This is a genomic window from Mycobacterium sp. NGS69, assembly GCF_059812165.1.
This window is the reverse complement of record NZ_JCALCD010000012.1, coordinates 61,072-84,489: the sequence shown is the minus strand read 5'-3', so window position 1 is coordinate 84,489 and position 23,418 is coordinate 61,072. Positions and strand designations below refer to the sequence as shown.

Here is a 23,418-nt window from a genome sequence, read left to right as displayed (position 1 = left end):
GGTGAAAGTGTCTCTGCCGCAGGGTCAACCGGGGCAGCGGCCCAGGATCCCGCGCGTCATCCGGACCGGCTGGCCCTCGGCCATCTCGACCACCTCCAGCCAGCCGCCCGGCGCGACGTAATGCCGCTCGACGTCCTCGCGGTGCATCGAGATGATCAACACCCCGCGTCGGTGACCTCGTAGCTGTCTAAGGCGCCGTAATCCCGCGGTTCACCGTTGCTGAAAACGACCGTGAAAGCCACCGGTAAATTCTAGCCGTCCAGCGACAGGTCCTTGCGGAAGCGCTGCATGCCGTCGATCTTGTCGTCCAGCGTGGCGTCCGGGCCGGCGTAGAACATCCACGGCATGGTGATGATGCCGGTGATGCCGGCGTCGGCGGCGCGCCGGTAGTCGGCGGTGGTGAAGGAGTCGGTCAGCGGCGTCAGGATGGTGAAATCGTCCATGGACAAGCCGAGTTCGGCCCGCAGTTCGCGCAGCCGGCCCACCGCCTCGATGGCCCGATCGGTCTTGATCAGGTCGCCGATCCAGCCGTCGTTGCGGGCGGCGCGGCGCAGCGCGATGTCGCTGAGGCCGCCGACATACACGGGTATCGGTGGCGGAGTCGGCTCCATTTCCAGTCGCGGTGTGCGGTAGAACGCGCCGTCGAACTCGGTCCAGCCCGGCCGCCACAGCGCCCGCATCAGGTCGATGATCTCGTCGGTGCGTTTGCCGCGGGCCTCGAACTGCTCGCCCATCAACGCGAATTCCTCGCGGCACCAGCCGACACCGATGCCGAGCTCCACCCGGCCGGACGCCAAAACCGCCGCCGTGCCAATGGCTTTCGCCGCCGAATACGGGTTGCGCATGGCGGGAATGTAGACGGTGGTGACGAACCGCAGCCGGGTGGTGACCTGGGCCAGCGCGCCGACGAGCACCCAGGGATCGGGCCAGTCGGTGAAGGGCTGCCAGCGCCGTTGGCCGTCCCTGGTGTACGGGTACGGGGTCTCCAGGGTCTCCAGGTTGACGACGTGATCGGGGATCCCGATCCCGTCGTAGCCGAGTTCGTCGGCCGCCTTGGCGATCTCGACGATCTCGCGGGTGTTCAAGAAGGCGCTGCTGACGTAGAACTTCATTCGGCTTCCCTAGCCCACGACGGCTCGATGAAGATGCCGTCGGCCTCAACGGTCACCCCGTGCGCGTCCGAAATGGTGCCGCGCGCAAAGACTTTGACGCCCTCCTTGCGGTCGATCCACGCCTCGGAACGCAGCGGGCCCAGCGGGGTGCCGCGCAAGTACTTCACCGTGATGGTCCCGGTGAACCGCGGCTTGGACAGCCCCTCGCTGGCCGCCTCGCCGAGCATGTGGTCGAGCACCAGGGCGCTCACCCCGCCGTGCACCAGCTTGGGCGGGCCCTCGTACGCCGTCCCGAGGACGAACTCGCTCCAGCACCGGCCACCGCCGTCGTGGTGGACGATCACGGGTGGCGCGATCGGGTTGCCCAGCCCGATCGCGGCGTTTCCCAGGGTCAGCGGGCGGCCGCCGTCGACGCGGTAGGTCACCCCCCTCGGCCGGGTTCGTTGCCGCAGCGACTCGGTGACGGCCTCGATCGCGGCTCGCGCGTCGGCGACGACGGCGTCGTCGGCCTCGGTCCGGATCGTGGCGTCGATGAGTTCCCGGACCGCATCGGCCAGCGGGGTGTACAGGGCCGTCACGCGTTGGGCTTCCGCCGCGCTGAGCACCTCGAATGTGGCGTCCAACGCGCCGGCCTCCTGACTCAACTTCCAAACACCTTGCGCACCACCGCTTTTGCCCGGCGCGTCACTCGCAGATAATTGTCCAGGAACTCGCCGCCGTCGTCGGATGACCAGCCCGCGGCAACGGCGACCGCCTTGAGCTGGCGCCCCGGCCCCGGCAGCTGGTCGGTGGGCTTGCCGCGCACCAGCACCAACGCGTTGCGGGCCCGCGTGGCCGTCAGCCAGGCCTGCCGCAGCAGGTCCACGTCGTCGGCGGGCACCAGGTCGGCCGCGGCGATGGCGTCCAGGGATTCCAGCGTCGAGGTGTTGTGCAGGGCCGGGACCCGGTGGGCGTGGCGCAGCTGCATGAGCTGCACGGTCCATTCGATGTCGGCCAATCCCCCGCGGCCCAGCTTGGTGTGGGTGTTGGGGTCCGCTCCCCGCGGCAACCGCTCGGACTCGACGCGGGCCTTGATGCGGCGGATTTCGCGCACCGCCTCCGCCGACACGCCGTCGGGCGGGTAGCGCGTCTGGTCGGCCATCACCAAGAACCGCTGGCCCAGCTCGGCGTCGCCGGCGACCGCGTGCGCGCGCAGCAGCGCCTGGATCTCCCACGGCTGCGCCCACTGGGAGTAATAGGCGGTGTAGGAACTCAACGTGCGCACCAGGGGGCCGCTGCGGCCCTCGGGCCGCAGGTTCGCATCGACCTCAAGCGGCGGGTCGACGCTGGGCGTGCCCAGCAGCGCCCGCACCTGCTCGGCGATCGTCGTCGACCAACGCACCGCCCGCGAGTCGTCGACGCCGGTGGCCGGCTCGCAGACGAACATCACGTCGGCGTCGGAGCCGTAGCCCAGCTCGGCGCCGCCCAGCCGGCCCATGCCGATGACCGCGATCGCCGCGGGAGCCCGGCCGTCCTCGGGGAGATTGGCCCGGATCATCGCGTCCAGGGCGGCCTGCAGCACGGCCACCCACACCGAGGTGAGCGCCTTGCACACGTCGGTGACCTCGAGGAAACCGAGCAGGTCGGCCGAACCGATGCGGGCCAGCTCGCGGCGGCGCAGCGTGCGGGCGGCGGCGATCGCCCGGACCGGGTCGGGGTGGCGGCTCGCCGAGGCGATCAGCGCCCGGGCCACCGTGGCGGGGTCGGTTTCGAGCAGCTTGGGGCCGCCCGGGCCGTCGCCGTAGTCCTGAATCACCCGGGGCGCGCGCATCAGCAGGTCCGGCACGTAGGCGGAGGTTCCCAGCACGTGCATCAGCCGCCTGGCCACCGCGGGCTTGTCGCGCAGCGTGGACAGGTACCAGCTCTCCCCGCCCAACGCCTCGGACAGGCGCCGGTAGGCCAGCAGCCCGCCGTCGGGGTCGGGGGCGTAGGACATCCAGTTCAGCAGCCGGGGCAGCAGCACCGACTGCACCCGGCCGCGCCGCCCGCTCTGGTTGACCAGTGCCGACATGTGCTTCAACGCGGTCTGCGGCCCCTCGTAGCCCAGCGCCGCCAGCTGCCGCTCGGCGCCCTCGGAGGTGATGCCGTGCGCGATCTCCAGGCCGGCCGGACCGATCGATTCCAGCAGCGGCTGATAGAAGAGCTTGGCGTGCAGCCCCGACACCCGCACGTTCTGGTGCCGGAGCTCCTCGCGCAGCACCCCGGCCGCGTCGTGGCGGCCGTCGGGCCGGATGTGCGCGGCGCGCGCCAGCCAGCGCACCGCCTCCTCGTCGTCGGGCGCCGGCAGCAGATGGGTGCGCTTGAGCCGTTGCAGCTGCAACCGGTGCTCGAGCAGCCGGAGGAACTCGTAGGACGCGGTCAGGTTCGCCGCGTCCTCGCGTCCGATGTAGCCGCCCTGGCCCAGCGCGTCGAGCGCGTCCACCGTGGAGGCCACATGCAGCGAGTCGTCGCTGCGGCCGTGCACCAGCTGCAGCAGCTGCACCGCGAACTCCACGTCCCGCAGACCGCCGCTGCCGAGTTTGAGCTCGCGGCCGCGGACCTCGGCGGGCACCAGCCGCTCGACCCGCCGGCGCATGGCCTGGACCTCGACGACGAAATCCTCCCGCTCGCAGGCGACCCAGACCATGGGCAACAACGCGGCCAGGTAGCGCTCGCCGAGTTCGGCGTCGCCGACGGCCGCCCGGGCTTTCAGCAGCGCCTGGAACTCCCACGTCTTTGCCCAGCGCTGGTAGTAGGCGACGTGCGATTCGACGGTGCGGACCAGCTCGCCGCTGCGACCCTCCGGACGCAGCCCGGCGTCGACCTGGAAGAAGGCCTCCGAGGCCACCTTCATCATCTCGCCGGCCACGCGGGCGCTCTGCGCGTCGGCGCGCTCGGCGACGAAGATGACGTCGACGTCGCTGACGTAGTTCAGTTCGCGGGCACCGCATTTGCCCATCGCGATGACCGCCAGCCGAGGCGGCGTCCGCTCGCCGCACACGCTGACCTCGGCGACCCGCAGCGCGGCCGCCAGGGCCGCGTCCGCCAGGTCCGACAGCTGGGCGCTCACCACGGTGAACGGCAGGACCGGCTCGTCCTCGACCGTGGCGGCCACGTCCAGGGCCGCCAGCACCAGCAGCTGGTCGCGGTACAGGATGCGCAGACGCTCCAGCGCCGAGCCGGGGGCGCCCAGCGCCTCGTCGCAGCACTCGATGAACGTCGTGAGCAGTTCGTCCCGCGAGGGCAGGTGGGCCTTGCCCCGCAACAGCTTCCAGGACTGCGGGTTGGCGGCCAGGTGATCGCCCAAGGCCAGCGACGAGCCCAGCACCCCGAACAGCCGGCCCCGCAGCCCGCGTTCGGTGAGCAGCGCGGCGCTCAATTCGTGCCAGTCGCTGTCCGGGTTCTCCCATAGCCGGACCAGCACCCGCAGCGCGGCGTCGGGGTCGGGCGCGCGCGACAACGCCCACAACCGGTCGATGTAGTTCTGATCGTCGCGCGCGTACCAACCCAGCTGCGCCAGACGGTCACCCGCGGGTGGGTCGACCAACCCGAGCCGGCCCACGCTGGGCAGGCGGGGGCGCTCCGTCGCGGGTTTGGTCACGCCCACGACCGTAGCGCAGCCCGCCTACAGCGACAGGTAGGTGCGCAGCTCGTAGGGCGTGACGTGGCTGCGGTAATTCGCCCATTCCGCGCGCTTGTTGCGCAGGAAGAAGTCAAACACGTGCTCCCCCAAGGTTTCCGCGACCAGCTCGGAGGCCTCCATGGCGCGAAGCGCGGCGTCGAGACTGGTGGGCAGCTCGCGGTAGCCCATCGTGAGGCGTTCCTCGGGCGTCAGGTCCCACACGTTGTCCTCGGCCTGCGGGCCCAACACGTAGCCCTTCTCCACCCCGCGCAATCCGGCGGCCAGCAGCACGGCGAACGCCAGGTACGGGTTGCACGCCGAGTCGGGGCTGCGCACCTCGATCCGCCGCGACGACGTCTTGTGCGGCGTGTACATGGGCACCCGCACCAACGCCGACCGGTTGGCCGCGCCCCACGACGCGTTGGTGGGCGCCTCGCCGCCCTGCACCAGCCGCTTGTAGGAGTTGACCCATTGGTTGGTGACGGCGCTGATCTCCGAGGCGTGCTCGAGGATCCCGGCGATGAACGACTTGCCCACGTCCGAGAGCTGCAGCGGGTCGTCGGTGCTGTGGAAGGCGTTGACGTCGCCCTCGAACAGGCTCATGTGGGTGTGCATGGCCGAACCGGGGTGTTCCGCGAACGGCTTGGGCATGAACGACGCGCGCGCGCCGTTTTCGATCGCGACCTCCTTGATGACGTAGCGGAACGTCATCACGTTGTCGGCCATCGACAGCGCGTCGGCGAAGCGCAGGTCAATCTCCTGCTGGCCGGGCGCGCCCTCGTGATGGCTGAACTCGACCGAAATTCCCATGAATTCCAAGGCTTCGATGGCGTCGCGGCGGAAGTTGGACGCGGAGTCGTGCACCGCCTGGTCGAAATAGCCGGCGCTGTCGACGGGGACGGGACTCGACCCGTCGTCGGGGCCGGGCTTCAGCAGGAAGAATTCGATCTCGGGGTGCACGTAGCAGGAAAAGCCGAGGTCGTTGGCCTTCTGCAGCTGGCGGCGCAGCACGTGCCGCGGGTCCGCCCAGGACGGCGAGCCGTCGGGCATGGTGATGTCGCAGAACATCCGCGCGGAGTGGTGGTGACCGGACGACGTGGCCCAGGGCAGCACCTGGAAGGTCGAAGGGTCCGGGTTAGCGACGGTGTCGGATTCGGAGACGCGCGCGAAGCCCTCGATCGAGGAGCCGTCGAAGCCGATGCCCTCCTCGAAGGCGCCCTCGAGTTCGGCCGGGGCGATAGCGACGGACTTCAGGTAGCCCAGCACATCGGTGAACCAGAGCCGAACGAAGCGGATGTCCCGCTCCTCCAGGGTGCGGAGGACGAATTCCTTCTGTCGATCCATAACTCGAACAGTAGGCAACGGCTGTTAATTTTGTGTTACCGAGGTGCTTTTAACCTGTGCCGTTGCGCCGATCGGCCGCAGAAACCGGTCGGCTAGAGGCCCGTGCCGCCGCGGCCGCCGGTGGCGGTGCCGGTGCCCGTGCTCATGACGGCGGCGCCGCCACCGCCGCCGGCGACTTCCACGGAGGAGGCAGGGAGAACATCGCCGCGATGGCCGCGGACACCTCGTCCTCGCCCGCGGCGAGCACCCCGGTCGTCGAGATCGCCGCCGCGCGGGCCACACCGAGGGTCGACCCGATACCGGCCAAATCCGACGCGGCCGCCGCCATCAGCTCCGGTGCCGCGATGAGAAACGACATGTCGGTCCACCTACCAGCTAGCCCCGGTCGTCACTAGCCCGGCGGTCCTCCACCCGTCAGGTGCCTGCAACGTAGCAGGAGGCCCGAGGGCAAGGGCGCGGTTTAGGTCAGGACCGGCACCGCAGCGACGCGGGCGGCAGCGCGCCCGCCACGAAGTAGCGCACCACCGCGGCGTCCACGCATTGGTCGCCATTGAACACGGCGGTGTGCTGGGTGCCGTCGTAGGTGATCAGCGGGGCCCCGAGCTGCCGGGCCAGGTTCACCCCGGCCTGGTACGGGGTGGCGGGGTCGTGCGTCGTGGAGACGACGACGGCCTTGCCGGGCGCGACGGGCGCCGCGGCGTGCGGCCTGGAGGTGGCGGGCACCGGCCACAGCGCGCACAGGTCGCGGGGGGCGTTGCCGGTGAACTGTCCGTAGCTCAGGAACGGGGCGACCTGGCGCATCTTCTGATCGGCGGCGACCCACGTCGCCGAGTCGGTCGGCGTCGGCGCGTCGACGCACCGCACCGCGTTGAACGCGTCCTGGTCGTTGCTGTAGTGCCCGTTCTTGTCCCGGCCCTCGTAGTCGTCGGCCAGCAGCAGCAGGTCGCCGGCGTCGGTGCCGCGCGCCAGCCCGAGCAGGCCACTGGTCAGGTACTTCCAGTGCGCCGGGGTGTAAAGCGCGTTGATGGTGCCGGTGGTCGCGTCGGCGTAGCTCAGGCCGCGCGGGTCCGACGTCCGGCCCGGCTTGGCGACCAGCGGATCGACCAGGGCGTGGTAGCGGTTGACGAACTGAGCCGGATCGGTGCCCAGCGGGCAGCCGGCCGAGCGGGCGCAGTCGGTGGCGTAGTCGTTGAAAGCCGTTTGGAATCCGGCCATTTGGTTGATGTTCTCGGTGACCGGGTCCACCGTCGGGTCGATGGCGCCGTCGAGCACCATCGCGCGCACGTGCTCACCGAACGCCTCGAGGTAGGCGGTGCCCAGCTCGGTGCCGTAGCTGTAGCCGAGGTAGTTGATCTGATCGTCGCCCAGCGCCTGGCGGACCATGTCCATGTCGTGCGCGACGGACGCGGTCCCCGCGTTCGCCAGGAACGCGTTGCCCATCCGGCTGGCGCATTGCTGGGCCAGGTGCTGGTTGAGCTGCTCGATGTGTGCCACGCCGCCCGGGCTGTAGTCGACCATCGGTTCGCGCCGGAACGCGTCGAAGTCGGCATCGCTGCGGCAGCGCAACTGCGGGGTCGAGTGGCCCACCCCTCGAGGGTCGAACCCGACCAGGTCGAAGTTTCGGGTGATGTCGCTGTTTTCCAGGTCCGACGCCATGCCGGCGACCATGTCGACCGCGGACCCGCCCGGCCCGCCCGGGTTGATCAACAGCGATCCCATCCGGCGGCCCGTCGCGGGCACCCGGATCACCGCCAGCTTGGCCTGCGCGCCACCCGGATTGGCGTAGTCGACCGGGACCGACACGGTGGTGCACTGGGCGGTGGGGACGTCGCTGGTGTCGGTCAGGAATTGGCTGCAGCCGCCCCAGTTCTGCGGACGCGCCGCGGCGGCCGGCGGAGCCGGGGCCGGGGTCTGGCCCGCACCCGGTTCCGGGGTCGCGCCCGCCACCGGCAGCACCGGTTGTCCCACAACGAAAATCCCGAACGACAGCAGCGCCGAGCTCAGCGTTCTCAGGCGCGACATGGCTGTCAATGTTTGCAGCCGCATATTCCCGTCGGGCCGCGAAACGGTCACGGGTTGATCTCGCGTCGGCGCGCCGCCACTACTCCGTCGAGACTGCGCTCAGCGCTGAAAATGGGCGGATTTCTCGCGCTGGGCGCAGTCTCGGCGAGACGACGGGCCTAGCACTTGGCGCCGCTCGGCGGCGTGTCGCCGCCGATCAGGTACTCCGTCACGTAGTCGTCGATGCAGCTGTCGCCCTGGAACACCACCGTGTGCTGCGTCCCGTCGAAGGTCAGCAGCGAGCCGCGCAGCTCCTGCGCCAGGTCGACGCCGGCCTTGTAGGGCGTCGCCGGGTCGTGGGTGGTCGACACCACCACCGTCGGCGCCAGGCCGGGCGCCGTGATCGCGTGCGGCTTGCTGGTCGGCGGCACCGGCCAGAACGCGCAGGTGCCCAGCGGGGCGTCCCCGGTGAACTGCCCGTAGCTCATGAACGGGGCGACCTCGCGGGACCGGCGGTCCTCGTCGATCACCTTGGCGCGGTCCGTAATCGGCGGCTGGTCAACGCAATTGATCGCGACCCGGGCGTCGGTGGCGTTGCTGTAGTGGCCGTGCGGGTCGCGGCGCATGTACATGTCGGCCAGCGCCAGCATGGTGTCGCCGCGGTGGTCGACGAGCTCGGACAGGCCGTCGGTCAGGTGGTGCCACAGCGACGGCGAGTACAGCGCCATGATGGTGCCCACGATGGCGTCGGCATAGCTCAACCCGCGCGGGTCCTTGGTGGGTATCGGCCGGCCGACCATCGTGTTGTTCGGGTCCACCATCGGGTCCACCAGGCTGTGGTAGACGGTGACGGCCTTGGCCGGGTCGGTGCCCAGCGGGCAGGTGGGCTGCTTGGCGCAGTCGGTGGCGAAGTCGTTGAACGCGTCCTCAAATCCCTTGGCTTGGCGCAGATCCGCCTCGATCTGGTCCGCGTTCGGGTCGACGGCGCCGTCGAGGATCATCGCCCGCACCTTCGTCGGGTAGGCCTCCGCGTAGGCCGAGCCGATCCGGGTGCCGTACGAGTAACCGAGGTAGGTCAGCTTGTCGTCGCCCAGCGCCGCGCGGATGGCGTCCAGATCGCGGGCGACGTTGACCGTCCCCACATTCGCCAGAAAGTCCTTGCCCATTTTGTCGACGCAGCGGCCGACGAACTCCTTGGTCTCGTCCTCCATGTGCGCGACGCCGGCCGGGCTGTAGTCGACGTTCGGCTCGGTGCGCAGCCGGTCGTTGTCGGCGTCGGAGTTGCACCAGATGGCCGGCCGCGACGACCCGACCCCGCGGGGATCGAAGCCGACCAGATCGAAGCGTTCGCGGATCCGCTTCGGCAACGTCTGGACGACGCTCAGCGCGGCGTCGATGCCGGACTCGCCGGGGCCGCCGGGATTGATCACCAGCGAGCCGATCTTGTCGCCCGTCGCCGGGAACCGGACCATCGCCAGGGTGGCGACGTCGCCGTCGAGGTGGTTGTAGTCGACGGGCACGGCCAGCCTGCCGCACATGGCGCCGCTGGGGATCTTGGCCTTGGGGTTGGACGAGCGGCACGGTGTCCATTCGACCGCCTGGCCCAGCTTGGGCCCCGCCATGACGGCGCGCCCGTTGACCACGCGGAGGCAGCCGGCGAGCAGCATCGCCACGGCCGCGATCGCCGTCCAGATCAGCAGCGTGCGCGCGACCTTGTCGCGGCGAGACAACCCCATGCCCACATATGCTGCCAGAGCCAACCTGAGATTCTGATGAGCGCCTCCAACGGCGAACTACCCGGCGGCCGCGAGCAGTTCTTCCATCGCCACCGCGAAGTCGTCGGCCATCTCCCACAGGTCCGGCAGCAACTCCGGGCACGAGATCAGCCCGACGTCCAAGGTGCCGTTCAGCGACATCACCGTGATGTTGAGCCCCGAGCCGTGGAAGATCGGCCCCAGCGGATACATCGCCTTGACCTCGCAGCCCAGGAAGTACAGCGGCTCCTGGGGGCCCGGGACGTTGGAGACCACCAGGTTGTGCACCGGCATGCTCTCGGTCAGCCGGGTCCGGGCGTACAGCCGCATCGCGATGCCGAACACCGCCGGCGCGGCGAACTGCGTCCAGTCCTGCAGCAGTGAGGCGCCGATCGCCGAACTATGTTCCTTGGCAAGCGAATTCGCCTCGGCGATGGCCGCCAGCCGCTCGACCGGATCGGCGATCTCGGTGTGCAGATTGGAGAACATGGCCGAAACCTGGTTGCGGCCAGGGCGATCCGACTTTCCGTGCACCGACACCGGCACCGACGCCACCAGCGGCGAGTCGGGCAGCGCGTCGCGCTCGGCCAGGTATTGGCGCAGCACCCCGGACACCAGGGCCATCACGACGTCGTTGACCTTGACTCCGAAGTGGTTCTTCACGCGCTTGACGTCCTCGAGGTCCAGCTGGGCGTACGCGATGTTGCGGCGGCCGGTAATGCTGGCGTTGAAAGCGGTCCGCGGCGCGGCGAACGGACGCGCCATCGCCTGGCCCTCGACGGCCTTGCGCACCGTCGCGACCACCGAGGACACGGTCTGGGGCAGCACGTTGGCCAGCCGCAGCGGCCGGCTGGCGAACCGGACCAACCCGCCCGCGGCGATCTGCCACCCGCTGCCGCCGCCGACGCCGTCCACCGGATCCGGCGCGGGCGCGTCGGCCTCGGTGGCGCACAGCTGCGACATCAGGTTCGCGCCCGTCACCCCGTCCACCCCGCAGTGGTGCACCTTGGTCATCACCGCCAGCCGGCCGTCACGGTGGCAGTCGGTGCCCGCCACCCCCTCGATCACCCACATCTCCCACAGCGGCCGGCTCCGGTCCAGCTGTAGCGACGCGATGTGCCCGCAGATCTCCGACAACTCGCTGCGGCCGCCGGGCGGCGGCAACCCGATGCGGTGCAGGTGGCGGTCCACGTCGAAGCTCTCGTCCTCCACCCACACCGGGTGATCGAGGTTCAGCGCGCTGTCGGCGAGCTTCTCGCGGAACTGGGGCATCGCCTTCAGGCGCAGCGTCAGCGCGTCGCGCAGCCGGTCGAAGGTGTAGCCGCCCGGCATCGTCGAGGTGTCCACCTCGATGATCGAGCAAACATGCATGGGCTGTGCGGGGGTCTCGAGGTACAGGAAACTGGCGTCGAGACCGCTGAGCCGCTGCATGGGCGCCAATGGTATGTCTCACACCACACGGGCGGTGCAACCGCGCACCGGAGATGGCACAATGACGGGAGTCAGCGAACCCGGGGACCTGAATGGCCACGAGGATCGATCCGACCACTACCAGGGACAATGATGTCTGAGCAGAACCCTTACGGTGCAAACCCGCCTGCGCACGCCAAGCCGCCGACCCGCATCCGCACCCACCACCTGCAGAAAATGAAGGCCGAAGGCCACAAGTGGGCCATGCTCACGGCCTACGACTACTCGACCGCCCGGATCTTCGACGACGCCGGCATCCCGGTGCTGCTGGTCGGCGATTCGGCCGCCAACGTCGTGTACGGCTACGACACCACCGTGCCCGTCTCGATCGACGAACTCATCCCGCTGGTGCGCGGCGTGGCGCGCGGCGCCGAGCACGCGATGGTCGTCGCCGACCTGCCTTTCGGCAGCTACGAGGCCGGCCCGGCCGCGGCGCTGGCCGCCGCCACCCGGTTCATGAAGGAGGGCGGCGCGCACGCCGTCAAGCTCGAGGGCGGCGAGCGGGTGGCCGACCAGATCGCCTGCCTAACCGCCGCGGGCATCCCGGTGATGGCGCACATCGGCTTCACGCCGCAAAGCGTGAACAGCCTCGGCGGCTTCCGGGTGCAGGGCCGCGGCGACGCCTCGGAACAGACCGTGCACGACGCGATCGCCGTCGCCGAGGCCGGAGCGTTCTCCGTCGTGATGGAGATGGTGCCCGCCGAGCTCGCCACCCAGATCACCGGCAAGCTCACCATCCCGACCATCGGCATCGGGGCCGGTCCCAACTGCGACGCCCAGGTCCTCGTCTGGCAGGACATGGCGGGCCTGAGCGGCGGCAAGCCCGCGCGTTTCGTCAAGCGGTTCGCCGACATCGGGGCCGAATTGCGAAAGGCGGCAACGCAATACGCTCAAGAGGTGGCCGAAGGCTCCTTCCCGGCCGAGGAGCATTGCTTCTAAACGCCGGTTAGCCGAAAGGTTCGCGACCCACCCTTTCCCCCGGTTGAAGAGTCGACTCTGTCCAGACAAGTTTTTGCTGAAATCCGTTGCGTGACAGGGAGTACGATTTCTTCTGTAAACAATTGCGACTCCGTGGCGGAGGGTTGAACACATCGGCACTTGTGGTGGCTTCGTGCACCGCCGAACGGTCTTGAAGTTGCCGCTGCTACTGGCAGGAGGCGCTACCCTGGCGCGAGTGCCTCGCGCCGCCGCACAACCGTCCCCCAGCCCGCCGGAAGCGAGCCGGTGGTCACCCGAGCGCGCCGACCGCTGGTACCGGGCGCAGGGCTGGCTCGTCGGCGCCAACTACGTCACTTCGAACGCCATCAACCAGCTGGAGATGTTCCAGCCCGACACCTTCGACCCGCTGCGCATCCATGTCGAGTTGGGCTGGGCCCGCTCCGCCGGATTCAACGCGGTGCGGGTGTTCCTGCACGACCAGCTCTGGGCTCAGGATCAGCGCGGGTTCCAGGCCCGCCTCGCCCAGTTCGTCGCCATCGCGGCCGACCGCGGCATCAAGCCCCTGTTCGTCTTGTTCGACTCCTGCTGGGACCCGTTCCCGAGGCTCGGCCCGCAGCGTGCCCCGACGCCCGGCGTCCACAACTCGGGCTGGGTCCAGGGCCCGGGCGCCGAACGCCTTGGCGACCGCGGCTACCTCGACACCATGCGCGCCTACGTGACGGCAGTGCTGACCCAATTCCGCAACGACGACCGGGTTTTGGGTTGGGACCTGTGGAACGAGCCCGACAATCCCTCGCACCACTATGCGTCGGTCGAGCGGCCGGACAAGGAACAGCTGGTCGCCGACCTGCTTCCGCAGGTGTTCGGGTGGGCCCGCTCGGTTGATCCCGCCCAGCCGTTGACGAGCGCCGTGTGGCAGGGCGAATGGCCCGACGCCGGGAGCACCAGCGCGATCGCCGGAATTCAGCTCAACAACTCCGACGTCCTCACCTTCCACTCCTACGGCGGGCCGGCGGACTTCGAGAACCGCATCAACGAGCTCGCCTCCCAGGACCGACCGATTCTCTGCACCGAGTACCTGGCCCGGCCCCTGGGCAGCACCGTCGCGGACATCCTGCCGATTGCCAAGCGCCACAAGGTCGGCGCGATCAACTGGGGGCTCGTCGCGGGCAAGACCCAGACGTACTTTCCGTGGGACTCGTGGGATCACCCGTACGCCGCGATCCCGGACGTGTGGTTCCACGACCTGTTGCAACCCGACGGGCGGCCGTTTCAGGACGGCGAGATCCAGACGATCCGTCAGCTCACCGGCGGGGCGATGCATCTCAACGGGTAGCGCTTTACCGCGATGTGGCACCCTATGGGTTGCCCACCGCCGCCTCAATGGAGCCGAGAATGCCTGTGAAAGCGCCGAAGACCTCGCGTCATCTGGAGGTGGAGCGCAAGTTCGACGTGGTGGAGTCCACGGTGTCACCGTCGTTCGAAGGCATCGCCGCCGTCGCCCACGTGGACAAGTCGCCGGTCGAATCGCTCGACGCGACGTACTTCGACACGCCGACGCAGGACCTGGCCCGCAACAAAATCACCCTGCGCCGCCGCACCGGCGGTCACGACGCGGGCTGGCACCTGAAGCTGCCATCGGGCCCGGAGGCTCGCACCGAGGTGCGCGCGCCACTGGACGCATCGGAGCCGGACACCGTGCCGGGCGAGTTGCGCGACGTGGTGCTGGCCATCGTCCGTGAGCGCCCGCTGCAACCCGTCGCACGCATCAGCACCGAACGCGAGACCCAGGTGCTCTACGGCGCCGACGGGGCGGCCCTGGCCGAGTTCAGCAACGACCACGTCACCGCGTGGGCGGCCGGGGACTCCGACGCACAGCCCGCCGAACAGGAGTGGCGCGAGTGGGAACTCGAGCTCGCCGAAGGGAACGGGGCGGCTGACACCGAGCTGTTGAGCCGGTTGAGCAATCGGCTGCTCGACGCCGGTGCCGCGCCGGCCGGTCACGCCTCCAAGCTGGCCCGCGTGCTCGGCACGCCGGCGCGTCCCGACGGCACGGCGGAGCCCGCCGACCCGGTCCACCGGGCGGTGGCCGAGCAGGTCGGCGAGCTGCTGGTATGGGATCGGGCGGTGCGGGCCGACGCCTATGACGCCGTGCACCAGATGCGGGTGACCATCCGCAAGATCCGCAGCCTGATGGCCGATTCCGGTGACTCGTCCGGATTGTCCGAGAACGCGTGGATCCTCGACGAGCTCCGCGAGCTGGGCAACGTGCTGGGCACGGCCCGGGATGCCGAGGTGCTGGCCGAGCGCTACCAGCAGGCGCTGGACAAGCTGCCGGCCGAGCTGGTGCGCGGACGCATCCGCGAACGCCTCGTCGACGGGGCCCGCCGCCGCTACCAGACCGGCCTGCGGCGCTCGCTGATCGCGATGCGTTCACAGCGGTACTTCCGGTTGCTCGACGCCCTCGAGGCGTGGGTGGCCGAAGTTCCCGCGGCCGTTGCGGGCGAGGAGCCGGCGCCGGTGACCCTCGACGCCGCGTACCGCAAGGTCCGCAAGGCGGCGAAGGCCGCCGCGCAGGTGGAATCCGGCGACGAGCACGAACGCGACCTGGCGCTGCATCGAATTCGCAAGCGCGCCAAGCGGCTTCGCTACACCGCCGCCGCGACCGGCGCCACCCAGGTGTCCGAGCAGGCGAAGGCCATCCAGACGCTGCTGGGCGATCACCAGGACAGCGTCGTCAGTCGCGAACACCTGGGCCACCAGGCCGAAGCCGCGCACACGGCCGGCGAGGACACCTTCACCTACGGGCTGCTGTACCAGCAGGAGGCCGACCTCGCCGAGCGGTGCCGCCAGCAGCTCGACGACGCGTTACGCAAACTCGCCAAGGCGGTGCACTGAGCTCCGGCGGTGGGCGGACGAGTTGGCCTGTAAGCCGGATTCTGTTCCCCGCCGCCGCGGCATAAGCAACGGCGGCGGGGCGGCGACCATCCATCTGGACACACCGTTGCCGGGTGCCTCGAGCGGCCTACCCGCAGGCTCGGGCGAGCAACCCTCGAACGCCTGCGCGGCCGCACCTTTCGATGCGGCCTTCTTGGCCTTGCTTCGGGTGGGGTTTGCCTAGCCACTCCGGTCACCCGGAATGCTGGTGCGCTCTTACCGCACCGTTTCACCCTTACCACCGCGAGGGTGGCGGTCTGTTTTCTGTGGCACTTTCCCGCGAGTCACCTCGGATTGCCGTTAGCAATCACCCTGCTCTGTGAAGTCCGGACTTTCCTCGACTCGACATGCGAGCCGCGGCCGCCCGGCCAACTCGTCCGCGACGTTCCACGGTACTCGCCGCGGAATCTGCTGACCAGCGACATTCGGCCATGTCCGCAATTACCTAATCATTGCCTAAATAGCGATGTTGGTGTCACATTGACCTCATGGCAGAAACCGAAGGGTATGTCGATCAGGCGTTCGCGGGGCTCGCCGACCCGCAGCCGATGTACAAGGCGTTGCGCGAAACCACCCCGGTGTTCCGGTCACCGTCGGCGTGGGTGCTCAGTCGCCTGGCCGACATCGAGATGGCCCTCAAACACACCGAGTTGTTCTCGTCGAACATGGACGCCGTCGACCTCGGCAACGTCCGGCCGATGATCCCGCTGCAAATCGACCCGCCCAACCACGCAAAGTACCGCCGCGTCCTCGACCCGCTGTTCACCCCGCGGGAGATGGCCCGGCGCGAACCCCAAGTCAGCCAGCTGGTCAACGAGATGATCGACCGCTTCGCCGGACGGGGCGAATGCGACTTCCACGAAGAATTCGCCGTTCCCCTCCCCTGCACAGTCTTCCTGCAGCTGCTCGGCCTGCCGCTGGAGGATCTCGACCAGTTCCTTCAGTGGAAGGACGGCATCATCCGGCCGGAGGGCGACGCGGGCTTCGACCGCCGTCACGAGTCCGGTGCTCCCACGGCGCAGCAGATCTACGAGTACTTCGACCGCGCCATCGACGACCACATCGCCAGCCCGCGCGACGACGTGCTGTCCGCCATGATCGCGGCGGAGGTGGAAGGCAAACCGCTGACGCGCGAGGAGCTGCTCGACATCTGCATCCTGTTCCTGATCGCCGGGCTCGACACCGTGACGGACTCCCTGGACTGCTTCTTCGTATTCCTGGCCCGCCACCCCGAGCACCGTCGCCAGCTCGTCGAGCAGCCCGACATATTGCCGAGCGCCATCGAGGAATTGTTGCGCTGGGAGACGCCCGTGCCGGGCGTGGCCCGCGTCGCCATCCAGGACACCGAGGTGGGCGGGTGCCCGATCAACAAGGGCGAACGGGTCAGCCCGCTGCTCGGCGCCGCCAACACCGACCCCGCCGAATTCCCCGATCCGGACGTCGTGGACTTCAGCCGCAACCCGAACCGGCACCGCGCGTTCGGCGGCGGCCCGCACCGCTGCCTGGGATCCCACCTCGCCCGCATGGAGCTGCGGGTGGCGCTGCGCGAATTCCACCGCCGCATCCCGGAATACGAGGTCAAGCCCGGCACGCAGCTGACCTACACCGCGGCGCTGCGGTCGGTGGAGTCGCTGCCGTTGGTGTTCCCGGCGTCGTGAGCAGAGTCTCGGTCGACCCCGACCGCTGCACCGGGCACGGCCGCTGCTACACCCTGGCTCCCGACGTCTTCGACGCCGACGACGTGGGCCACTGCGTGGTTCTCGTCGAGGACGTCTCGGGCGACCTCGAGACGCAGGCCAAAACCGGTGAGCAGAACTGCCCGGAGCAGGCAATCACGCTGTCGCCCTGAGGATTACGCGAAGCACACCACGCTGCGAGCGCCGCGCCCGGCGGACATGTCGGTGAACGCTGCCTCGACGTCGTCGATGCCGATCCGCCTGGTGACCAACGCTTCGAGGTCGAGCTTGCCGCGCTGGGCCAGCGCGGCCAGCACCGGGATGTCGCGCGCCGGGTCGCTGGCACCGTAGACGCTGCCCTGGATCGCCTTGCCGTCGGCCATCAACGACAGCGCCGGAAACGCCACCTCCTCGGCGATCCCGGCTGCGCCCACCAAAGTCACCTTGCCGCCCCGGCGGGTGGCCTCGTAGGCCAGGCGCATGGTGGCGGGCTTGCCCACCACCTCGATCCCGTGATCGGCCCCAAGGCCACCGGTCAGGTCGCGCACCGCGGCGACGACGTCGGCCTCGCCGGCGTCGATGGTGTCGGTCGCCCCGTTGGCCAACGCGGCCGGAAGTTGGCCGGCGGCCCGGTCGGCGGCGATGATCGGCGCCGCGCCGGCCAGCCGCGCACCCTGGATCGCGGCCAAACCCACACCGCCGCAACCGATCACGAGCACGCTCTCCCCCGGACGCACGGCCGCGGTGCGCATCACCGCACCGACCCCGGTGGTGACGCCGCAGCCCAGCAGCGCCGCGAGGTCGAGCGGCAACGACTCGTCGACCGCCACCACCGCCGCCGCCGGCAGCAGCGTCTCCTCGGCGAGCGACCCGACGCCCATTCCCGGCCACACCGGCGCGCCGGCGCCCTCGGCGTACGGGCCGCCGTAGGCGTGGTCGTAGCCGTGCACGCACAGCTGCGCCTCGCCGCGCAGGCAGTGCGGGCAGGAGCGGCAGGGCACGTTCCACGTCAGCACCACGTGGTCACCCGGGTTGACGGTGGTGACGTCGGCGCCCACCTCGGCGACGATCCCGGCGCCCTCGTGTCCGAGCGTCGACGGCAGCAGCGTCGGTATCGCCCCGTCGCGCAACGACAGATCGCTGTGGCACACCCCGCTGGCGTGCAGCCGCACCCGGACCTCGTGGCCGCCCAGCGACCGCAGCGCGAGTTCCTCCACCGCCGTGGGCCGGCCGACCTCGCGCAGCACGACGGCTTTCATCGGACCAAAAATGTGATCGGCGTCATAGCGACTTACGATGGCTGGACAACCGCACCGGGTCAAGGGAGACGGGTCATGACGGGATCAACGACGATCACGCGGGAAAGCCAAACCGCCGGTGACGAGCCGGCCCTGACGATCGGCGGCGAACCGCAGCAAGGCGCCGCGGGGACCTATCCCGTCCACAACCCGGCCCGGCCGGCCGAGATCGTCGGCCACGCGCCCGCCGCCGACCGCGCCCAACTGGACGCCGCGGTGTCGGCGGCAAGGCGCGCCGCGGCGGAATGGCGGGCGCTGGGGGTCGCCGAGCGGGTCGCCGCCATCTCGGTCGCCGCGGCCACGGCCGCCGAACAGCTGGCCGCCCGCGACGGCGCGCGGCGCTACACCCGCGAGCACGGAAAGGTGCTCAGCGAGGCGAACTTCGAGATCAGCACCGGGCCGGGGCTCGCCGCGCTGATCGGTTCGATGGCCGAGGCCGCGCTGGCTCCCGAGCAGGTCGACCCCGGCTCCGTCTATCCGCGGCTGCACCGGGAGCCCTTCGGCGTGGCCGCGCTGGTGCTGCCGTTCAACTGGCCACTGGCGCTGACGATGACGAAGCTGGCGTCGGCGCTGACGGCGGGAAACACCGTCGTCGTCAAGGTGCCACCGAGTTGTCCGCTGGCGGCGTTGCAGCTCGCCGGGGCGGTAGCCTCGGCGCTGCCGCCGGGCGTGGTGAACGTCCTGTCCGGGCCGGGCAGCGAGCTGGCCCAGGCGCTGGTGACTCACTCGGGCATCGACCTGATCTCGCTGACCGGCGGCGTCGCCACCGGGCGCGCCGTCATGGCGGCCGCCGCGGCGCGCCTCACCCCGGTGCTGCTCGAGCTCGGCGGCAACGACGCCGCGATCATCGCTTCGGACATCGAGGTCACCGACGAGCTGGTGGAGCGGTTGGTGACCGCGACCTACACCACCGGCGGCCAGGTCTGCATGGCGATCAAGCGGCTGTACGCGCCCGCCGGGAAGGTCGGCGAGCTGGCCGAGGCGGTGCTCGCGCGCTGCGAGCGCGAGGTGATCGGCGACGGCCTCGCCGACGAGACCACGCTCGGTCCGCTACACACCGCCGCCGGCCGCGACCGGGTCGCCGCGCTGGTCGGTGACGCCGAGGCCCAGGGCGCGTCGGTGCGCACCGCGGGGCGAATCCGCGAGGCCGACGCCGACTCCGGTGGCTACTTCGCCCTGCCGACGGTCGTCACCGACCTCGCTCCCGATTCGCGGCTGGCCACCGAGGAGCAGTTCGGCCCGGTGCTGCCGATCTTCGGCTACGACGACATCGACGACGCCGTAACCGCCGCCAACGCAACGGAATTCGGGCTCACCGCGTCGGTCTGGACCGGCGACGACGCGCTCGCCGACCGGATCACCGGCCGGCTGGTCGCGGGCACGGTCAGCGTCAACTGCCATGGCCTGGCCGCGCAGGACCCGCGGCTGCCGTTCGGCGGCTGCGGCCAGTCGGGCCTGGGCCGGGAACTCGGCGTCGACGGGATCCGGGCCTTCACCCAGCCGCGAACGTTCGTCCGGCATCCGGCGCCGAGTTAGCCACTACCGGCGATCGGCAATCCCGGGCACAGCTTGACGTAGCCCATATCGGGCGACACCCAGTCGCGCCACTGCTGGCGGCTCATGTTCGAGGTGAGCTTGGCGCACAGCATCTCCGGCGACGCATCCGCCGGCCACAGCCGCAGCGTGGCGTCGGCGCCACCGGTGGCCAGCCGTTGCCCGTCGGGGTCGAACGCCACGCTGAGCACCGGACCCGAATGGCCTTGGAAGGCGCCGAATGGTTGGCCGGTCGTGGCATCCCAAAGCTGCAGCGTGCCTTCGCTTTCCGCGCTGGCCAGCCGCCGTCCGTTGGGACTGAAGGCCACGGCGTTCACGGTGTCGCCGTTTCCATTGAGCGGCTCACCGACCGGTTGTTGGGTTCCCGCGTCCCACAGACGCACCCTCTGGTCGCCGCTCGCGGTCGCCAACCGGCGACCGTCCGGGCTGAACGCCACGCTGAACACCGGGCCGGCATGACCGTCGAGGACGCCGACCGATTGCCCGGTGCCGGCATCCCATAGCCGCACCGTCTGGTCGAAACTGGCCGAGGCCAACCGGCGACCGTCGGGACTGAACGCCACACCATCGACTTTGCCGGTGTGGCCGGTCAGGGCGATCGACTTGCCGGTGGCGATGTCCCACAGCCGCACGGTCCGGTCGGCGCCGGCCGAAGCCAACTGGCGGCCGTCGGGGCTGAACGCCACGCCGAGCACGGGGCCGGTGTGCCCGACCAGGGGCGCGCCGACCGGTTGCCCGGTCCCCGCGTCCCACAGCCGCACCGTCTGGTCGTCACTGGCCGAGGCCAGCCGGCGCCCGTCCGGACTGAAGGCCACACTGTTCACGTTGCCGGCATGCCCGACCAGGGGCGCGCCGACCGGTTGGCCGGTGCCGGCATCCCACAGCCGCACCGTCTGGTCGTCACTGGCCGAGGCGAGGCGGTGGCCGTCGGGGCTGAACGCCACGCTGTTCACTTTGCCGGTGTGACCAACCAGCGGTGCGCCGAACGGTAGGCCGGTGTCCCACAGCCGGAGGGTGGCGTCGCTGCTGGCGCTGGCCAGCCGGTGCCCGTCGGGGCTGAACGCCACGCCGTTCACGATGCCCGTGTGGCCGACGAGCAATGGGCCCCGGTCGCGGCCGGTGTCGGCGTCCCACAGCCGTACGGTCTGGTCTGCGCTCGCGCTGGCCAACCGGTGTCCGTCGGGGTCGAAGGCCACGCTCTGCACCGGCCCCGTGTGACCGGTGAGTGGCGGGCCCACCGCCTGACCTGTGTCGGCGTCCCATATCCGGACCGTCGTATCCATGCTTCCGGAAGCCAGCCGGTGCCCGTCGGGGCGAAACGCGACGCTGAGCACCGGGCCGATGTGGCCGACCAGCGGGGCGCCGGCCGGTCGGCCGGCCCGGGCGTCCCATAGGCGCACTGTCTGGTCGTCGCTCGCGGTCGCCAGCCGCTGCCCGTCGGGGCTGAACGCCACGCTGACCACCGAGCCGGTGTGACCGACGAGGCGGGGACCCGGCGAGTAACCCGTCCGGACATCCCACAGCTGGACGGTCCGATCGCTGCTCGCGGTGGCCAGCCAATTCCCGTCCGGGCTGAACGCCACGCCCAGCACGGAACCGGTGTGGCCGCGCAGCGGGGCGCCGACCTGCTGGCCCGTTTCGACGTCCCAGATCCGGGCCGTCTTGTCCATGCTCGCGGAAGCCACCCGGCGCCCGTCGGGGCTGAACGCCACGCCGATCACGTTGTCCTGATGACCGGTCAGCGGCGCGCCGACCTCTTGGCCGTTCTCGGCGTTCCACACCCGCACCGTCTTGTCGAGGCCCACGCTGGCGAGCCGGCGCCCGTCGGAGCTGAACGCGACACCGTTTACCGCGCCGGTGTGGCCGGTGATGATCTTGAGGGTGCTGGCTCGTTGGGCCACCGCGGTGTAGAGCGGGCCGTCGTCGGCGGGGGTGAGCAGGGCGCGCGCGGCGAGGATTTGCTGGAACGCCCGCGCGTCGCCGCCGGGCTGGGTGCCGGCCAGCATGTCCTGCGCCTCGGCGATCAGGATCTGGCGCTGCGTGAGCAGCTTCTGGTGCAGCTGCAGTTGGGCCTCGTGCCGGGCTTGGACGGCCTGCACGCCGAGCATCACGGCGACGAGGGCGACGACGGCGGTGACCGCCAACGCGGCGACGAGGATCCGTGCGCGTTTGCGCAGGGCGGCCGCGCGCCGCTGGGCGGCTTCCAGCCCGTCTTGCGGGCGGTCCGCGCGGGATGCCAAGGCGGCGTTCGTCTTTCCCGCGCGCCGCCGGTTCCGGTGCTCGCGTACCGGCTCGGTGAGCACATCGTGCGCGAGCTCGATGCGTTGCGCGCCGTAGTGCTCCTCGAGCCGCAGCAGCCGCGACGCTATCAGCCGGGTCAGTTCGTCATCGGTGAGCCGCGAAGGAACCGCTTCCTCGCGAACATAGCTGTCGCGGAATCCCTTCTCCGTGATGAGCTCGGACTCGATGAACTGCGTGACGCGCGGGGGAAAGTCGCGCACACACGACAGGTAGTAGTTCGACAGGATGTCCCGCCTGGCGTCCTGGACCAGCAGGTCGTCGAAGTGACTCTGCCCACGCCGCTTCCGCTCCTCGTTGAGCTCGCGGCAGAACATGCTGAGCAGCGCGGGTTCCACCTCCAATGCCCCCGGGGCATCGAAGCTAGGCCGGGCGCGGTGCAGATGCTCGCCCGCGACGATCCCCACGACCCGCCGCGCCAGCGAACGCGGCATCATCTCTTCGGCTGGTTTGTACACCGCATCGACGGCCTCGCTGGTCCCCATCCGCAGCAGGCGCATCCGCGAGTGGCCAAGTGAAGGGATGAGCTGGCGCCACCCCTCGAGTTCGGGGAGGAATTCCTCGCGCAGGCAGATCAATAACTTGTAATGGCCCTCCCGCTCGGCCAGCTCACCAAGCTCGTTCCTGAATTCCCGAACGAGATCCGCAACCCGCTGACCGGGCGCACAGAGTTCCTCGAACTGATCGAGGACGATCACCGGCGTAAGTAGCTCGCCCCGCTCGCTTCGGAGCTCAAAGTCATCGCGATGCAGATATCCCGATAGAGATTCACCCTCCGAAGGCAGCACAGGATCGCGCACATCACCCCGAATCGCGTCGTAGACCGATTGACGCAATTGACGAGTGAGGGGTGCGGCATCCGGCGCAAGGTCGAAGCGCACGTAGACCGGCAGAAAATGGTTGTCGCGCAGCAACGAGAACAACCCCGCTCGCAGCAACGACGTTTTGCCGACGCCGGACCGTCCGTACAAGAGCGTGATATGGGCGTCGAGAACGCAACTCAGCAGCGTTGACGATTCATGACCGCGTCCGTGGAAGAACGCACGCGCGTATTCCTCAAAGGGCTCGAGCCCCGGCCATGGGTTTTCGCTGTCGACCTGTTCGGCTGCTGTTGCGCGCGTCATGCCGCGTCACCAAACCCCAAGCGCTCGACGGCATCCAGAGCCCGCAGCGCGCCGCGTTCCGCATTCGCCAAGACAACCGGAATCGACGAACGGATCGTTCGGCGGGTCGCGGTCAAGTCTTACGCTCCCATGCGTCCCCCGGGCCTACAAAGCCCAAGATAAGCGGATATACAGGGTGTCGGAGGCTAAATCACTTTTTTCATATCTGCAAGCCGAAGCGGGTATCTCGGCCGTTTCCAGACTAGCCGTGCGGCGGGTTCACCGGTCTTCC

The 23,418-nt window shown here is 69.8% G+C and carries 16 protein-coding genes, 1 other RNA gene and 1 pseudogene; 6 read left to right on the top strand and 12 right to left on the bottom strand.

Annotated elements, in window-relative coordinates:
• Nucleotides 1–24 precede the first annotated feature (24 nt).
• The 9 genes and pseudogenes from AC5Y2S_RS26745 to AC5Y2S_RS26705 form a co-directional block, all read right to left on the bottom strand.
• Nucleotides 25–162 carry a hypothetical protein gene (locus AC5Y2S_RS26745; RefSeq protein WP_499959478.1) on the bottom strand — a complete coding sequence of 46 codons (138 nt, stop codon included), beginning with the start codon at nt 160–162 and terminating at the stop codon, nt 25–27.
• Between the two features lie 89 nt (nt 163–251).
• Nucleotides 252–1,112: a TIGR03619 family F420-dependent LLM class oxidoreductase gene (locus AC5Y2S_RS26740; protein ID WP_499959477.1), complete on the bottom strand. Its 861-nt coding sequence runs from the start codon at nt 1,110–1,112 to the stop codon at nt 252–254.
• Nucleotides 1,109–1,756: a PaaI family thioesterase gene (locus AC5Y2S_RS26735; protein WP_499959476.1), complete on the bottom strand. Its 648-nt coding sequence runs from the start codon at nt 1,754–1,756 to the stop codon at nt 1,109–1,111. Before AC5Y2S_RS26735 ends, AC5Y2S_RS26740 begins: the two co-directional genes overlap by 4 nt.
• Nucleotides 1,753–4,737: a bifunctional [glutamine synthetase] adenylyltransferase/[glutamine synthetase]-adenylyl-L-tyrosine phosphorylase gene (locus AC5Y2S_RS26730; protein ID WP_499959474.1), complete on the bottom strand. Its 2,985-nt coding sequence runs from the start codon at nt 4,735–4,737 to the stop codon at nt 1,753–1,755. Before AC5Y2S_RS26730 ends, AC5Y2S_RS26735 begins: the two co-directional genes overlap by 4 nt.
• Nucleotides 4,738–4,755: 18 nt before the next feature.
• Complete coding sequence (gene glnA / locus AC5Y2S_RS26725; RefSeq protein ID WP_499959473.1) at nt 4,756–6,096, bottom strand: type I glutamate--ammonia ligase; 1,341 nt, start codon at nt 6,094–6,096, stop codon at nt 4,756–4,758.
• 196 nt (nt 6,097–6,292) lie between these two features.
• A pseudogene (locus tag AC5Y2S_RS26720) lies at nt 6,293–6,454 on the bottom strand (PE family protein); the annotation flags it as partial.
• A 107-nt stretch (nt 6,455–6,561) separates the two neighbouring features.
• Nucleotides 6,562–8,127 carry an alpha/beta hydrolase gene (locus AC5Y2S_RS26715; RefSeq protein WP_499959524.1) on the bottom strand — a complete coding sequence of 522 codons (1,566 nt, stop codon included), beginning with the start codon at nt 8,125–8,127 and terminating at the stop codon, nt 6,562–6,564.
• Between the two features lie 149 nt (nt 8,128–8,276).
• Complete coding sequence (locus AC5Y2S_RS26710) at nt 8,277–9,839, bottom strand: alpha/beta hydrolase (RefSeq protein WP_499907238.1); 1,563 nt, start codon at nt 9,837–9,839, stop codon at nt 8,277–8,279.
• A gap of 51 nt (nt 9,840–9,890) precedes the next feature.
• Nucleotides 9,891–11,282 carry a WS/DGAT/MGAT family O-acyltransferase gene (locus AC5Y2S_RS26705; protein ID WP_499959471.1) on the bottom strand — a complete coding sequence of 464 codons (1,392 nt, stop codon included), beginning with the start codon at nt 11,280–11,282 and terminating at the stop codon, nt 9,891–9,893.
• A gap of 132 nt (nt 11,283–11,414) precedes the next feature.
• On the opposite strand from AC5Y2S_RS26705, the gene panB reads away from it, so the two are divergent.
• From panB to AC5Y2S_RS26690, 3 genes are all read left to right on the top strand, one after another.
• Nucleotides 11,415–12,260, top strand: a complete 846-nt coding sequence (gene panB / locus AC5Y2S_RS26700; protein WP_499959469.1) for a 3-methyl-2-oxobutanoate hydroxymethyltransferase — start codon at nt 11,415–11,417, stop codon at nt 12,258–12,260.
• Between the two features lie 172 nt (nt 12,261–12,432).
• On the top strand, nt 12,433–13,596 hold the full coding sequence (locus AC5Y2S_RS26695) for a cellulase family glycosylhydrolase (RefSeq protein ID WP_499959468.1): 1,164 nt from the start codon (nt 12,433–12,435) through the stop codon (nt 13,594–13,596).
• 59 nt (nt 13,597–13,655) lie between these two features.
• Nucleotides 13,656–15,158, top strand: coding sequence for a CYTH and CHAD domain-containing protein (locus tag AC5Y2S_RS26690; protein WP_499959466.1), 1,503 nt, complete (start codon nt 13,656–13,658; stop codon nt 15,156–15,158).
• A 14-nt stretch (nt 15,159–15,172) separates the two neighbouring features.
• Here AC5Y2S_RS26690 and rnpB read toward each other — a convergent pair.
• Nucleotides 15,173–15,573, bottom strand: an RNA gene (rnpB, locus tag AC5Y2S_RS26685) — RNase P RNA component class A.
• Between the two features lie 112 nt (nt 15,574–15,685).
• On the opposite strand from rnpB, the gene AC5Y2S_RS26680 reads away from it, so the two are divergent.
• On the top strand, nt 15,686–16,855 hold the full coding sequence (locus AC5Y2S_RS26680) for a cytochrome P450 (protein WP_499959463.1): 1,170 nt from the start codon (nt 15,686–15,688) through the stop codon (nt 16,853–16,855).
• Nucleotides 16,852–17,046, top strand: a complete 195-nt coding sequence (locus AC5Y2S_RS26675) for a ferredoxin (RefSeq protein WP_499959462.1) — start codon at nt 16,852–16,854, stop codon at nt 17,044–17,046. Before AC5Y2S_RS26680 ends, AC5Y2S_RS26675 begins: the two co-directional genes overlap by 4 nt.
• Before the next feature lie 3 nt (nt 17,047–17,049).
• Here the strand turns inward: AC5Y2S_RS26675 and AC5Y2S_RS26670 are convergent, their stop codons facing one another.
• Nucleotides 17,050–18,132 carry a Zn-dependent alcohol dehydrogenase gene (locus tag AC5Y2S_RS26670; RefSeq protein ID WP_499959459.1) on the bottom strand — a complete coding sequence of 361 codons (1,083 nt, stop codon included), beginning with the start codon at nt 18,130–18,132 and terminating at the stop codon, nt 17,050–17,052.
• 75 nt (nt 18,133–18,207) lie between these two features.
• Here AC5Y2S_RS26670 and AC5Y2S_RS26665 point away from each other — a divergent pair, with 75 nt between their 5' ends.
• Complete coding sequence (locus tag AC5Y2S_RS26665) at nt 18,208–19,707, top strand: aldehyde dehydrogenase family protein (RefSeq protein ID WP_499959456.1); 1,500 nt, start codon at nt 18,208–18,210, stop codon at nt 19,705–19,707.
• Here the strand turns inward: AC5Y2S_RS26665 and AC5Y2S_RS26660 are convergent.
• Complete coding sequence (locus AC5Y2S_RS26660; RefSeq protein WP_499959454.1) at nt 19,704–23,147, bottom strand: nSTAND1 domain-containing NTPase; 3,444 nt, start codon at nt 23,145–23,147, stop codon at nt 19,704–19,706. The two genes, AC5Y2S_RS26665 and AC5Y2S_RS26660, sit on opposite strands and share 4 nt — an antisense overlap.
• Nucleotides 23,148–23,418 lie beyond the last annotated feature (271 nt).